We start from the raw sequence: 14,644 nt of genomic DNA, 5'->3' as shown, positions 1-14,644 counted from the left end.
CCCCCGCTTCGGCCTGAACGGCCTCGTCCTCAATCGCCGGACGGGCTGGGGGTGCTCGCCGCCGCGATCCTTCGCAGGATGTCCGGCCGGCGTATCAGCAGTGCTCGCCTTCCCGTTTCCACCGCCTCCTTCTCGCGCAGTTCCCTCAGCAGTCGCTGGACCATCTCCCTCGACGCTCCCACCGAGCCCGCCAGTTCCTGTTTGCTCAGGGGGACAGAAAGTTCGATTCCCTCGGGGGTGCGGCGGCCGTGGGTGCGGGCCAGGTCGAGGAGGAGGATCGCGAAGCGTTCCCGCACGTTCATCGACGCGAACTCCAGGCGGCGGCGGTCCGCGGCCCGGGTGCGGTCGGCGGTGAGGCCCAGCAGGGCGAACGAAACAGCTGGTGAACGGCCCAGGAACTCCTTGAAGCGTTCGTGCTCGACCGCCACCGCCCGCACCCCCTCCAGCGCGGTCACCGTGGCTGACCGGGGGCGCCCGGTGAGCGCCGACGACTCGCCGACGATGTCGCCGGGGCCGCGCAGCGCGAGGAGTGCCTCGTAGCCGTTGGCGGCCGACGCGGTGACCTTCGTCCAGCCCTGGATCAGGAAGAGGACGTGCGCGGAGGGCTCGCTCTGGTGGATCAGGGCGACCCTGGTGGCGAAATTCAGCTCGCGGCCCAGGGAAAGGAGGGCCGTGCGGTCCTCTTGTTCGAGGCGGGCGAGAAAGGGCACCCGGTCGTCCAGGCCCCCGTCGTCCAGTGAGTACGCGGCCGTCCTGATCACGCTCTGCCCCCGAATCGTCGCAGCGGACGGATCAAGGTACTGAACGGGCAGGCCCGCGGGGCTGTAAAGGGCGCGATTCAGCCACCATGGCTCGCAAGTGACCGAAAGCAGGCGCAAGCCGCCACAAGCTGTCAAAGGAGGGCCCGTGGGCCGCTCGAAGCCCGGCGTGTCGCACCGGCCTCCATTTGTTTTGACCGAAGTCGTTGAGGTAGGTACGCTCAGACCTTGTGCCTGGGGTGTGCCCTGGCCCTCGTGTGTGCCTTCGAACCGCACGCGGAGCCGTAAGCGACCACCGCAATCTGCGCCCTTCCCGCCTCACGGCGGGGATCTGCAGTATTCGACACACCCGACCGCGTGGGTCGGCGACGTTCCAGGTTAGCTCCACCATCGGCACACAGAAACCGGAGAAGTAGTGCCTACGATCCAGCAGCTGGTCCGGAAGGGCCGGCAGGACAAGGTCGAGAAGAACAAGACTCCCGCGCTCGAGGGTTCGCCCCAGCGCCGCGGAGTCTGCACGCGTGTGTTCACGACCACCCCGAAGAAGCCGAACTCGGCCCTGCGTAAGGTCGCGCGTGTGCGTCTGACCAGCGGGATCGAAGTCACTGCTTACATTCCCGGTGAGGGACACAACCTGCAGGAGCACTCCATCGTGCTCGTGCGTGGCGGTCGTGTGAAGGACCTGCCCGGTGTTCGCTACAAGATCATCCGCGGTTCGCTCGACACCCAGGGTGTCAAGAACCGCAAGCAGGCCCGCAGCCGCTACGGCGCCAAGAAGGAGAAGTAAGAATGCCTCGTAAGGGCCCCGCCCCGAAGCGCCCGGTCATCATCGACCCGGTCTACAGCTCTCCTCTTGTCACGTCGTTGATCAACAAGATCCTGATGAACGGCAAGCGTTCCACCGCCGAGCGCATCGTGTACGGCGCCATGGAGGGCCTGCGCGAGAAGACCAGCAACGACCCGGTCATCACGCTGAAGCGCGCGCTGGAGAACATCAAGCCGACCCTCGAGGTCAAGTCCCGCCGTGTCGGTGGTGCGACGTACCAGGTTCCGATCGAGGTCAAGCCCGGTCGCGCCAACACGCTCGCGCTGCGCTGGCTGGTCGGTTACTCCCGCGCCCGTCGCGAGAAGACCATGACCGAGCGTCTCCTCAACGAGCTTCTCGACGCCTCGAACGGCCTCGGTGCGGCCGTGAAGAAGCGTGAGGACACCCACAAGATGGCCGAGTCCAACAAGGCCTTCGCGCACTACCGCTGGTAGTCGCAACCCACATCGAGACCGAGAGAAGACCGAAGCCTTATGGCTACCACTTCACTTGACCTGGCCAGGGTCCGCAACATCGGGATCATGGCCCACATCGACGCGGGCAAGACGACCACCACTGAGCGGATCCTCTTCTACACCGGCGTCAGCTACAAGATCGGTGAGGTCCACGACGGCGCCGCGACCATGGACTGGATGGAGCAGGAGCAGGAGCGTGGCATCACGATCACCTCTGCTGCGACCACCTGTCACTGGCCGCTGGAAGACGTCGACCACACGATCAACATCATCGACACCCCCGGGCACGTCGACTTCACCGTCGAGGTAGAGCGCTCGCTGCGCGTCCTCGACGGCGCCGTCACGGTGTTCGACGGTGTCGCGGGTGTCGAGCCGCAGTCCGAGACGGTGTGGCGTCAGGCCGACCGTTACGGCGTGCCGCGCATCTGCTTCGTCAACAAGCTCGACCGGACCGGCGCGGAGTTCCACCGCTGCGTCGACATGATCAAGGACCGGCTCGGTGCCGTTCCGATCATCATGCAGCTGCCGATCGGTTCCGAGATGGACTTCAAGGGCGTTGTGGACCTGGTCCGCATGAAGGCGCTCGTGTGGTCCGCCGAGGCGGCGAAGGGCGAGATGTACGACGTCGTCGACATCCCGGCCACGCACACCGAGGCTGCCGAGCTGTACCGCGGCCAGCTGGTCGAGACGGTCGCGGAGCACGACGACGAGATCATGGAGCTGTTCCTGGAGGGCCAGGAGCCCACCGAGGAGCAGCTGTACGCCGCGGTCCGTCGCGTCACCATCGCGTCCGGCAAGTCCGAGGGCATCACGGTCACCCCGGTGTTCTGTGGCACCGCGTTCAAGAACAAGGGCGTCCAGCCCCTGCTCGACGCGGTCGTGCGCTACCTGCCGACCCCCCTCGACGTCGAGGCCATCGAAGGCCACGACGTCAAGGACCCCGAGGTCGTCGTCAAGCGCAAGCCGTCCGTGGACGAACCGCTGTCCGCGCTCGCCTTCAAGATCATGAGCGACCCGCACCTGGGCAAGCTCACCTTCGTCCGGGTTTACTCGGGCCGCCTGGAGACCGGCACCGCGGTGCTGAACTCCGTCAAGGGCAAGAAGGAGCGCATCGGCAAGATCTACCGTATGCACGCGAACAAGCGTGAGGAGATCGAGTCGGTGGGCGCCGGTGACATCGTCGCCGTGATGGGTCTGAAGCAGACCACGACCGGTGAGACGCTGTGCGACGACAAGCAGCCGGTGATCCTGGAGTCCATGGACTTCCCGGCGCCGGTCATCCAGGTCGCGATCGAGCCCAAGTCCAAGGGTGACCAGGAGAAGCTGGGTGTAGCCATCCAGCGTCTCGCGGAGGAGGACCCCTCCTTCCACGTTCACTCGGACGAGGAGACCGGTCAGACGATCCTCGGCGGTATGGGCGAGCTGCACCTCGAGGTGCTGGTCGACCGTATGAAGCGCGAGTTCCGCGTCGAGGCCAACGTCGGCAAGCCGCAGGTCGCGTACCGTGAGACGATCCGCAAGGCCGTCGAGCGTCATGACTACACCCACAAGAAGCAGACCGGTGGTACCGGTCAGTTCGCCAAGGTGCAGATCGCGATCGAGCCCATCACCGAGACCGACGGTCCGGCGTACGAGTTCGTGAACAAGGTGACCGGTGGCCGTATCCCGCGGGAGTACATCCCGTCGGTGGACGCCGGTGCGCAGGAGGCCATGCAGTTCGGCATCCTGGCCGGCTACGAGATGACTGGCGTCCGCGTCATTCTTCTCGACGGTGGCTACCACGAGGTCGACTCCTCCGAACTCGCGTTCAAGATCGCCGGTTCGCAGGCGTTCAAGGAGGCCGCGCGCAAGGCTTCTCCCGTGCTCCTGGAGCCGATGATGGCCGTCGAGGTCACCACGCCCGAGGAGTCGATGGGCGATGTCATCGGCGACCTCAACTCCCGCCGTGGCCAGATCCAGGCCATGGAGGAGCGCAGCGGCGCCCGCGTCGTGAAGGGCCTCGTGCCCCTCTCGGAGATGTTCGGCTACGTCGGCGACCTCCGCAGCAAGACCTCGGGTCGCGCAAGCTACTCGATGCAGTTCGACTCCTACGCCGAGGTTCCCCGGAACGTCGCCGAGGAGATCATCGCGAAGGCCAAGGGCGAGTAACACACCCCGTTTGCACGCTTTAGGCTTGACACCGACCGCCGGGGGAAACCCGGGAGGGAAAACCCCGGCGGACGGCATCCCAGCAAAGATCACCTGGCGCCGATGAGTAAGGCGTACCAGAACCACTCCGCAGGAGGACCCCAGTGGCGAAGGCAAAGTTCGAGCGGACTAAGCCGCACGTCAACATCGGCACCATCGGTCACATCGACCACGGTAAGACGACCCTCACGGCCGCCATTACCAAGGTGCTGCACGACAAGTACCCCGACCTGAACGAGGCCTCGGCCTTCGACCAGATCGACAAGGCTCCTGAAGAGCGTCAGCGCGGTATCACGATCTCGATCGCCCACGTGGAGTACCAGACGGAGGGTCGTCACTACGCCCACGTCGACTGCCCCGGTCACGCGGACTACATCAAGAACATGATCACCGGTGCCGCCCAGATGGACGGCGCGATCCTGGTCGTGGCCGCCACCGACGGCCCGATGCCGCAGACCAAGGAGCACGTGCTCCTGGCCCGCCAGGTCGGCGTGCCGTACATCGTCGTCGCGCTGAACAAGGCCGACATGGTGGACGACGAGGAGATCCTGGAGCTCGTCGAGCTCGAGGTCCGTGAGCTCCTCTCCGAGTACGAGTTCCCGGGCGACGACCTGCCGGTCGTCAAGGTCTCGGCGCTCAAGGCGCTCGAGGGTGACGCCGAGTGGGGCAAGTCGGTTCTCGACCTCATGGCCGCCGTGGACGAGGCGATCCCGACCCCCGAGCGTGACGTCGACAAGCCGTTCCTCATGCCCGTCGAGGACGTCTTCACGATCACCGGTCGCGGTACGGTCGTCACCGGCCGTATCGAGCGTGGTGTCCTGAAGGTCAACGAGACCGTTGACATCATCGGCATCAAGCAGGAGAAGACCACCACCACGGTCACCGGCATCGAGATGTTCCGCAAGCTGCTCGACGAGGGCCAGGCGGGCGAGAACGTCGGTCTGCTCCTCCGTGGCATCAAGCGCGAGGACGTCGAGCGCGGCCAGGTCATCATCAAGCCCGGCTCGGTCACCCCGCACACCTCGTTCGAGGCGCAGGCGTACATCCTGTCCAAGGACGAGGGCGGCCGTCACACGCCGTTCTTCAACAACTACCGCCCCCAGTTCTACTTCCGCACCACGGACGTGACCGGCGTCGTGACCCTCCCCGAGGGCACCGAGATGGTCATGCCGGGCGACAACACTGAGATGACCGTCGAGCTCATCCAGCCCATCGCCATGGAAGAGGGCCTGAAGTTCGCCATCCGTGAGGGTGGCCGGACCGTGGGCGCCGGCCAGGTCATCAAGATCAACAAGTAATTACTTGTTGGCTTGACAGCCTGACCCGGTAGTTCTTCGGAGAGGCCCGTACGACTTCGGTCGTACGGGTCTCTTTGCTGTTACGAAACTATTCGGCACGCACGACCCGTTCCCCCCGCTGGTCACTCCCTCCACTATTTGTCATGCCACTGACCAAATTCGGCGGAGGGGTGGGTACGTCATGTCTGGGTCCGTCAGCCGCAGGGCTGTGCTCGGTGTCGGTGCCGGTCTCGCGGCGGTGCCGGTGCTGTCGGGGGTCGCGCGGGCCGGAGAGGGCGCGGTGCGCCGCACGGACTCGGGCGCGTACATCTCGTTCACCGGCGGCGCGTTCCCGGTCGTCGGGGCGCCGGTCGTCGTCAGTGCCGAGGACCACCCGGGAGTCGTACGGGTCGCCGGTGACCTGCGGGACGACATCGAACGCGTCACGGGCGTACGTCCGGCCGCGACCGTTGCCCGTGAGGTGATCCTCGTCGGCACGATCGGCCGCAGCCCGCTGATCGACGGTCTGATCCGCACCGGCAAGCTGGACGTCACGGGCATCGCCGGCCGCTGGGAGACCTCGCTCCAGACGGTCGTGGAGCGCCCGATGCCCGGCGTCGACCGGGCGTTCGTCATCGCGGGCAGCGACCAGCGCGGCACGATCTTCGGGGCGTACGACGTCTCGTACGGCATCGGGGTCTCGCCCTGGTACTGGTGGGACGACGTACCGCCGGTCCACCGGGACGCGGTGTACGTCCTGCCTGGCAGGCACACCCAGGGCACCCCGGCCGTGAAGTACCGAGGGATCTTCGTCAACGACGAGAACCCGGCGCTCGGCACCTGGGCCCCTCGTTTCTTCGGCCCCGGAAAGGCGCCGGGCCACCCCGGAGGCTTCAACGCGGCCTTCTTCGAGCGGGTCTTCGAGGTGCTGCTGCGCCTGAAGGCGAACTATCTCTGGCCGGCCGTCTGGGGCAGGGCGTTCGCCGAGGACGACCCGGAGAACCACGCCCGCGCGAAGGCGTACGGCATCGTCATGGGCACGTCCCACGAGGCGCCCATGATGCGGGGCATCGAGGAGTGGAACCGGCACGCGGTACCCGCCGTGCGCGACAGCGCGGGGAACATCGTGACCCCCGGCCACGACCCCTACGGGGGCACGGGGGAGTGGTCGTACCGGCGGAACGCGGCGGCCGTCCGGGCGTACTGGCGTGACGGTATCCGGCGGATGGTCGACGAGGACTTCGAGGGCGTCGTCACCCTGGGCATGCGCGGCAACGGCGACACCAGCCTGCCGGACGGCGACGGCATCGAGCTGATGCGGGAGATCATCGAGACGCAGCGGGGAATCATCGCGGAGGTGACGGGCAGGCCGCTGTCGGAGACCCCGCAGGTGTGGACCCTGTACAAGGAGGTCCAGCGCTACTGGGACCGGGGGCTGCGGGTTCCCGGCGATGTCACCGTCGTCCTGACGGACGACAACTGGGGCAACATCCGCAAGCACCCGGACCCGGCGGAGCCGGCGAGGAGCGGCGGTTACGGCCTGTACTACCACTTCGACTACGTGGGCGTCGGCCGCAACTACAAGTGGGTGGACACCACCAACCTCCAGAACCTCTGGGACCAGCTCCACCAGGCCCACGCGTACGGGAACCACGGCCTGTGGGTGACGAACGTCGGCGACCTCAAGGGCAACGAACTCCCGACCGAGTTCTTCCTCGACTACGCCTGGAATCCGGCCCGTTGGGACTCGACGAACCTGGCGGAGTGGGAACGGCGGTACGCCCGCCAGAACTTCGGCGCCGAACACGCGGCGGCGATCGCGTCCGTCCTCGCCGAGTACGGACAGCTGCAGGCCCGCCGCAAGCCGGAGTTGCTGAACCGCCGCATCACCCTGGACCCGGCGAAGGACCCGACGAAGGACGAGTCGGCGATCGTGTACGACGACCAGGAGACCCCTTTCGCCTTCGGCCAACGGGAGTTGGAGCGCGCGACGGAGGACTGGCGGCGACTGGGGCGGGAGGCGGAGCGGGTGCGCAGACGGCTGCCGGCGGGGGTGCAGGACGCCTGGTACGAACTGGTCGGGTACGCGGTGGCGGCGACCGCCAACCTGTACGCCCTGCGCGAGGCCGAGTTCGAGAACCTCCTGTACGCCGCCCAGGGCCGCGCGGCGACCGACGACCGTGCGACGGAGGCCGAAGCCGGCCTGGAACGGGACTTCGCGCTCGCCGACCGCTTCAACCACGGTGTGGCGGGCGGCAAGTGGGAGGGCTTCCAGACCCAGCCGCACATCGACTACGGCGACATCGAACGGTACGGGCCCAACGCGCCCTGGCAGCAGCCCGAGAAGGACAACGTGGCGTTGCCGGATGTGCTGTTCCCGGCCGTGCGGCGGCTGGAGCTGCCGGCGGCCGGAGAGTTGGGCGTGTCCGTCGACGGGGCCGAGGACTCGGGGGAGTGGTGGCCGGGGGGTGCGTCCGGGCGAGCCGTGCTGCCGGTGTTCAGTCCCTACCAGACCCGGCCCGACCAGTACGTCGAGGTGTTCAACCGGGGGCGTACGCCCTTCGAGTACCGGGTGGAGTCGTCGGAGCCGTGGCTGGTGGTGGACCGGCCGAGGGGGCGGGTCGGGCAGCAGGTGCGGCTGAGGGTGCGGGTGGACTGGGCTCGGGTGCCGGACGGACGTACGGAAGCGTCGTTGACGGTGTCCGGTGCGGGGGCTTCGGTGACCGTCGCGTGCGTTGCCGAGAAGCCTTCGCGGAGGGTGCGCCGGGGACTGCGGGGGTTCGTGGAGGCGGGCGGCTGTGTCGCGATCGACGCGGACAACTACGCGCGGGCGACGGGAAGTTGGCGGCGGCTGGACCGTATCGGGCGTACGGGTGCGGGGATGACGCCGTGGCCGGTGACGGCTCCGCGCCGCACGCCGGGCGGAACCTCGGCACGGCTGGAGTACGAGGTCAGCCTGCTCTCGGCGGGGGAGGTGACGGTGTGGGCGTATCTGTCGCCGCGCAACCCGACTCTCCCGACGGGCGGGCTGCGCTACGCGGTCTCGTTCGACGAGGCCGAGCCGCAGCAGGTCGACATCCACGCGGTCACGGGTGCGGACGACGGCCGGATGAACAAGCAGTGGGCCCGGCACACGTCCGACAACGTGAACCTGACGGCGACCCGGCACACGGTGACCGCGGCGGGCGTCCACCGGCTGAAGTTCTGGGTGGTCGACCCGACGGTGGTGGTGCAGCGGCTGGTGATCGACACGGGCGGGCTGACACCGACGTATCTGGGGCCGCCGGAGAGCCGCCGCGTCCGCTGAGCACGAGCAGGCCATGACACCAACACCGAGTGAGGGGACCGTACATGAACGTCTTCCGCATGCCCGTTTCCGTGGCGGTACTGGGCGCGACGCTGATGATCACCGGCGCGGTCGCGCAGCCGGCGTCGGCTCACCCCGGCCCTGGCCCCGTCCCACTGAGGACGTTGGCGGCAGGCACCGGCGTACGCGTCGGCACGGCCGTGGACCTGGCGGCGCTGGCCGACGACACCACGTACCGCACCACGACCGCACGGGAGTTCAACTCCGTGACCGCCGAGAACGCCATGAAGTGGGAGTCGGTGGAGCCGAGCCGGGGGACGTACGACTGGCGGCAGGCGGACGACCTGGTCCGTTTCGCGCGGGCCCACGGGCAGGCGGTACGCGGTCACACGCTGGTGTGGCACAACCAGCTGCCGGGCTGGCTGACGACAGGGGTCGCGGACGGCTCGATCGGGGCGCCGGAGCTGAAGGGAATACTGCGGGACCACATCACCAAGGAGGTGAAGCGGTACAAGGGCCGGATCTACCAGTGGGACGTGGTGAACGAGGTCTTCGAGGACGACGGTTCGCTACGGGACTCCCTCTGGCTGCGTGAGCTGGGCCCGTCCTACATCGAGGACGCCTTCCGCTGGGCCCACGCGGCCGACCCGAAGGCGAAGCTGTTCCTGAACGACTACAACGTCGAGGGCGTCAACGCGAAGTCGACGGCCTACTACGACCTGGCGAAGCGGCTGCGGGCGAAGAAGGTCCCGGTACAGGGCTTCGGCATCCAGGGGCACCTGGCCATCCAGTACGGCTTCCCGGGGCAGGTCGCCGAGAACCTCGCCCGTTTCGAGAAGCTGGGCATGCAGACGGCGTTCACCGAGGTCGACGTACGCATGATCCTGCCGGTGACGGAAGAGAAACTGGCGACGCAGGCCACCTACTTCCGGGGGTTGCTGGACGCGTGCGTCCAGGCGCGGCGGTGCACCTCGTTCACGGTGTGGGGGTTCAGCGACAGGTACTCGTGGGTGCCGGGGGTCTTCGGCGGCCAGGGCGCGGCGACACCGATGGACGAGGGGTACGGGCGGAAGCCGGCGTTCACGGCGCTGGGGGAGGGGCTGGCGGCGGGGTGATCTCTCAGCCCACCCCGGCGTCTCAGCGTCCCGGTTCGTAGGTGAGCTGCTTGATCTGGCGGAGGGTGAGGGCCGTTTCGACGGCCTGGACACCGTCGAGGACGCTGATCCGCTCGGTGAGGTACGTGTAGAGGGTGCCCGTGCTGCGGCTGCTGACGGCCGCGACGATGTTGGCCTTGCCGGTGGTGGCCGCCGCGAAACGTACCTCGGGGTGTGCCGCGAGTGCCCGTCCGACCGCGTCGAGGGCGGACGGTGTCACGGTCAGCCAGAGCATCGCGTCGACGCTCTGGCCGAGGGGCGCGTTGTCGTGCTGCACGTCGAAGTACAGGACGCCGGTGGAGCGCAGCCGCTCCAGCCGTCGCCGTACGACCGACTCCGACTGGCCGGTGGCGGACTGGAGTTCGGCGAACGTGGCGCGGCCGTCCTGCCGCAGTACGGCGAGCAGCGCTTCGTCGGTGCCGTCGGGCTGAGGGGGCGTCGCCGTCGGTTCGACCGGGGGCGGCCGGAGGGCTTCCTCCTGCTCGGGCTCCAGGGCCCGGGTCTTGTTGAGCCAGCTCAGTGGGCCGCCGTAGAACATGTGTAGCAGGCAGTGGGCGCTGATGGAGACGATCCGGGGTGTGCGCGGGAGGCGGTTGAGGAGCAGCTCGTCGCGGTCCTTCTGGCTGCGGGGCCGCATCGCGCACAGCACCTCGGTACCGCCCGAGACCAGGTCGATGTACGAGGTGTCGGGGCGCCGGGCCAGGGCGCTCGCGAGCTGTTCGGCGACGTCGGGGGTACAGCGCAGCCGCACGATCCAGCTGGTCCGGCCGAGCAGGGTCTCGTCGGTCATGCCCAGCACCCGGAGGCCCGCCGTCGTACGCAGCCGCCGGACGCGCCGGGCCACGGTCTGGTCGGACACCCCGAGGACCTCGGCGATACGGCTGAACGGGGCCCGTCCGTCGATCTGGAGCGCCTGGAGCAGCTTGAGGTCGAGGGCGTCGAGGGTGCTGACGGCGTCGCTGGTGCCACGAGTGTCGATGGCGTCGCGGGGGCGGGGCTCCACGGGATCTCTCCTGCGGGGTGGGGGCGTGGTGGACGGGGTGGGGTGAGAGGTTCTCTCAGCGTATTGCGGCCCGCCTGTCCCGGCTGAGGACCGCCCGTGCCGGTTTCAGCTGTCTCCGGCGGGGACGGTTGCCGGGGTCTTGTCTGCGGTCAGGTCCAGCAGCTGCCGGTCGGGGGAGTGCGGGGCATGACCCTGGGCGGGGGCGCCCTGGGCGGTGGTCGGCGGTGCCGTGTGTTGCGGGCGGCGCAGCAGGACGGCTCCCACGACCGCTGCCAGCAGGGTCAGCGCCGCCGAGACGATGAGGCAGAGCCGCAGTCCGTCGACGAACGCCTCGGACAGGGCGGCCAGGACCCGGGGTGTGTCCACGCCCAGGTCGAGTCCGCCGACCGCGCTCAGCCCGCCGGAGTCGGCGACCGCGGTGACGTGCCGGACCGTCGTCCCGGTCAGACCCGCGTCACGCAGGTGGCCGGGCAGGACGTCGACGGCCCTGGCGGAGAGAAGGGTGCCCAGTACGGCGGGGCCGAGGGCGCCGCCGACCTGGCGGAGGGCGTTGTTGCCGGCCGCGGCCATGCCTGCCTGGTGGAACGGCACCGAACTGACGGCCGTGGCGGTCATCGGCGTGATGACGAGGGCCAGGCCGAAGCCGAGCAGGGCCAGCCGCCAGGAGAGCGAGCCGAACGACGTGTCCGTGCCGATGGCGGTGAGCGACAGCAGCGCACCGGAGCTGATCACCAGGCCGCCGGGGATCAGTACCCGGGGGGATACGCGGTGCATCAGACGCCCGACCGGGGCGCCGAGCAGCAGCGGCATCATGGTCACCATCAGCAGCCGGTAGCCCGCTTCGAGGGTGCTGAGCTGCTGCACGATGCCGAAGTAGAGGCTGAGGGCGAAGAAGAAGCCGATCAGGCCGAGGAAGCTGATCATGGCGATGAGGGTGGTGGCGGTGAAGGCCGGGCTGCGGAACAGCGTCAGGTCCAGCATCGGGTCGGCGCTGTGCCGCTCCACCATGACGAACGCGACCGCGCCGACCAGAGCGGTGGACAGGGCGACCATGACCTTCGGGTCGGTGAAGGACGTGACGCCGCCCTCGATGATCCCGTACACCAGCGCGGTGATCGTCAGCGCGGCGGTGGCCTGGCCGGGCCAGTCCAGGCGGCGCGTGCCCGGGGCGCGGGAGTCGGTCAGCAGCTTCGCGGCGAAGGCCATCGCGAGCAGCGAGGCCGGCACGGGCAGCAGATAGATCCAGCGCCAGGCGAAGTGTTCGAGGATCGTCCCGCCGATGAGGGGGCCGAGGGCCAGCGCCGCCATGAGCGCGGTCGCCCACAGGCCGATGAACTTCCCGCGCTCACGCGGGTCGGGGACGGCGTGGCTGATCAGCGCGAGCGTCGTGGGCAGCAGGGCGGCGGCCCCCAGTCCGGCGAACGCCTGCCCGACCCAGACGACCTGGACGGACTGCGCGCACAGCGCGATCAGGGCGCCCAGGGCGCTGAACGCGAGCCCGGCCTGGAACACCTGCTTCCGGCCGTGTACGTCCCCGAACACACCGGCGGTCAGGATGAGGGCGGCCATGGGCAGCACGAACGCGTCGGACACCCAGGACAACTGCGAGGTCGAGGTGTCCAGGGCCCGCTGGATGGCGGGCAGACTCGCCGAGACGGTGGTCACCGGCAGATAGGCGACGAACACACCGACGCAGGCCATGACGAGCGTGACGGCTCGCCGTTCCTGCGGTGCGTTCGCCTTGGTCGGGACGGTCACGGGGTTCCCCCTTGGGCGCCGGGCGCCGGGCGCGGCGGTAGCTGGCTGGCTTTCGGCCGCAACCTTCCGCCGGGCGGGGGCCGGGATCCAGCCACGGACGCCGGATCACGGGAATCCGACATCGGGGAGGTGGGGGAGGGGGATTTCCGACATGGGTCGGGTACTGGTACGGGTACGGGGCGGCCGCCGCAGCGCGGCGGCGGACATCGATGGGCGTCGGACCAGGCGAAACGCGTCGCTCTTCAGCGGGCCTGTCCTGGATGCAATGCACAGCTAAATTCCCGGCAATGATTGCGGATCGCCGGCCCCGTGGAGCGGGTTCGGCGTGGCGGCGGCGTCGACCTCCCCGATAGCTTCGATCTCTTGATCGCACTGTTGTTTCACGGGGGACCGTCATGAGTGACCTGCGGCTCGACGACACCATATTCGCGGACCTGAAGAAGACCTTCTCCTCCATCAGCGACCGTATGGAGGCGACCCGGCGCAGTCTGCGCAGCGCGGACGCCTCGTGCGTCGGCCAGAGCGGACTCGTCGAGGACGTACAGGACTTCGCCGACGACTGGGGCTACGGCATCAAGCAGCTCGGCAAGCACACCCAGGGTGCCGTGAAGATGATCGACAAGATCGCCGAGACCTTCGACGGGCTCGACCTGGAGCTGGCCGAGTCCCTCAAGGCCGCCAAGGCCTCCAAGAAGGGCAAGTGACCGTGGCCGGTCAGCGGATCGTCCCGCCGAGCATAGGTTGGGACCCCACCCCGGGAGACGTCGAGGACACCCGGGAACTCGCCAGGCGGCTCGGCAAGCTGGCGAGCGAACTGGGCACCGCACTGGGGGAGTTGGAGCGAATCGAGTGCGGCGCCTGGAAGGGCAGGACCGCGATCGCGTTCACGGAGTACATAGGCGAGGACGTCACCCCGCTCATCCGCAAGAGCCACGACTCCTTCGACAAGGCCTCGCGCGCCCTGCACAAGTGGGCGGGCGAACTCCAGGACTTCCAGGACGAGACGGACCGCCTGGACAAGTCGGCGAAGGAGAAGCTCGACGCCAAGTCGGATGCCGAGGGCAAGGCCGGCGCCAACGGCAGTGACGAACTGGGTAAGGCCTCCGGCGACGTGGACAACGTCATCCGCAAGGTCCACGAACTCGAAGACCGCTACCGGCGGGCCGCCGGCCACATCAGCAAGGAGCTGGACAAGGCCGCCGACATCGCCCCCGACGAGCCCGGCTTCTGGGACAAGCTCGGCACGGGCATCGCCGACGCGTGGGGCGCCACGGGGGACTGGCTGAAGGACCACGCGGACCTGATCAAGGAGATCGGCGACGTACTGAGCCTGGTCAGCAGCGCCCTGGGTGTCCTCGCCATCATCACCGCCCCCTTCGAACCGATCGGAGCGATCTTCGCCGCTGCGGCGATGATCACGAGCGGGGCCGCGCTGTTGTCCCACGTGGTGGCCAAGGCGGCTGGTGCGGACGTCGGTTGGGCCGACATCGGGTTCGACGCGCTGGGCATCCTGCCTGGTGTGAAGGGGCTCACGGGGACTGCTGAGCTGGTCAAAGGTGCCGATTCCACGGTGCGTGCCGCCGAGCTGGGCCGGGGTCTTGTCGGGACGAAGAACGCCAGCAAGCTGTTCGTTCTCTTCGGTCCGTCGAAGCTTGTCCCCGTCGTAAAGCTCGGCGACGAGGGTGGCCGTATGGCTCTCGCCGTCGAGAGCGGACTGCAGAACGTCCGCAAGGGCCAGTGGCTCGGCACCCAGGGCATCAACCTCGTGGGATCCAAGCTGCCGTTCATCAAGAGCGCCGAAGACATCATCGCGCCGATGGGGAAGGCGGGCCGCGCCCTGGACGCGACCATCAAGGGGGCGCTCACCGGCAACAAGGCGCACACCATCGCGACCAACGACTACGGGAACTGAGCACCAC

Annotated in this window: 11 protein-coding genes; 8 read left to right on the top strand and 3 right to left on the bottom strand. The window is 68.4% G+C overall.

Going from position 1 to position 14,644, the window contains the following annotated elements:
* Window positions 1–29: 29 nt before the first annotated feature.
* Window positions 30–761, bottom strand: a complete 732-nt coding sequence (locus tag STRTUCAR8_RS12540; RefSeq protein ID WP_006376022.1) for a Crp/Fnr family transcriptional regulator — start codon at window positions 759–761, stop codon at window positions 30–32.
* A 412-nt stretch (window positions 762–1,173) separates the two neighbouring features.
* Here STRTUCAR8_RS12540 and rpsL point away from each other — a divergent pair, with 412 nt between their 5' ends.
* From rpsL to STRTUCAR8_RS12510, 6 genes are all read left to right on the top strand, one after another.
* Window positions 1,174–1,545: a 30S ribosomal protein S12 gene (rpsL, locus tag STRTUCAR8_RS12535; protein WP_003948652.1), complete on the top strand. Its 372-nt coding sequence runs from the start codon at window positions 1,174–1,176 to the stop codon at window positions 1,543–1,545.
* A 2-nt stretch (window positions 1,546–1,547) separates the two neighbouring features.
* On the top strand, window positions 1,548–2,018 hold the full coding sequence (rpsG, locus tag STRTUCAR8_RS12530) for a 30S ribosomal protein S7 (protein WP_006376039.1): 471 nt from the start codon (window positions 1,548–1,550) through the stop codon (window positions 2,016–2,018).
* A gap of 39 nt (window positions 2,019–2,057) precedes the next feature.
* On the top strand, window positions 2,058–4,187 hold the full coding sequence (gene fusA / locus STRTUCAR8_RS12525) for an elongation factor G (RefSeq protein WP_006376001.1): 2,130 nt from the start codon (window positions 2,058–2,060) through the stop codon (window positions 4,185–4,187).
* A 143-nt stretch (window positions 4,188–4,330) separates the two neighbouring features.
* Window positions 4,331–5,524, top strand: a complete 1,194-nt coding sequence (tuf, locus tag STRTUCAR8_RS12520; RefSeq protein ID WP_006376004.1) for an elongation factor Tu — start codon at window positions 4,331–4,333, stop codon at window positions 5,522–5,524.
* Window positions 5,525–5,705: 181 nt separating this feature from the next.
* A complete protein-coding gene (locus STRTUCAR8_RS12515) occupies window positions 5,706–8,810 on the top strand; it encodes a glycosyl hydrolase 115 family protein (protein WP_078507180.1) in 3,105 nt (1,034 codons plus the stop codon).
* Between the two features lie 59 nt (window positions 8,811–8,869).
* Entirely contained in the window at window positions 8,870–9,925 is a 1,056-nt protein-coding gene (locus STRTUCAR8_RS12510; protein WP_179200615.1) for an endo-1,4-beta-xylanase, read from the top strand.
* A gap of 22 nt (window positions 9,926–9,947) precedes the next feature.
* Here STRTUCAR8_RS12510 and STRTUCAR8_RS12505 read toward each other — a convergent pair whose 3' ends face one another.
* Complete coding sequence (locus STRTUCAR8_RS12505; RefSeq protein WP_006375994.1) at window positions 9,948–10,967, bottom strand: Lrp/AsnC family transcriptional regulator; 1,020 nt, start codon at window positions 10,965–10,967, stop codon at window positions 9,948–9,950.
* Window positions 10,968–11,072: 105 nt separating this feature from the next.
* A complete protein-coding gene (locus STRTUCAR8_RS12500; RefSeq protein WP_044472080.1) occupies window positions 11,073–12,668 on the bottom strand; it encodes an MFS transporter in 1,596 nt (531 codons plus the stop codon).
* 452 nt (window positions 12,669–13,120) lie between these two features.
* Here STRTUCAR8_RS12500 and STRTUCAR8_RS12495 point away from each other — a divergent pair, with 452 nt between their 5' ends.
* Entirely contained in the window at window positions 13,121–13,429 is a 309-nt protein-coding gene (locus tag STRTUCAR8_RS12495) for a hypothetical protein (RefSeq protein WP_006376056.1), read from the top strand.
* Window positions 13,426–14,637, top strand: a complete 1,212-nt coding sequence (locus STRTUCAR8_RS12490; protein WP_006376038.1) for a hypothetical protein — start codon at window positions 13,426–13,428, stop codon at window positions 14,635–14,637. Before STRTUCAR8_RS12495 ends, STRTUCAR8_RS12490 begins: the two co-directional genes overlap by 4 nt.
* Window positions 14,638–14,644 lie beyond the last annotated feature (7 nt).

Origin of the sequence: Streptomyces turgidiscabies Car8 (genome assembly GCF_000331005.1) — a bacterium.
GTDB lineage: Bacteria > Actinomycetota > Actinomycetes > Streptomycetales > Streptomycetaceae > Streptomyces > Streptomyces turgidiscabies.
The sequence above is the reverse complement of the archived record's forward strand: the minus strand, read 5'-3'. Positions and strand labels throughout refer to the sequence as shown.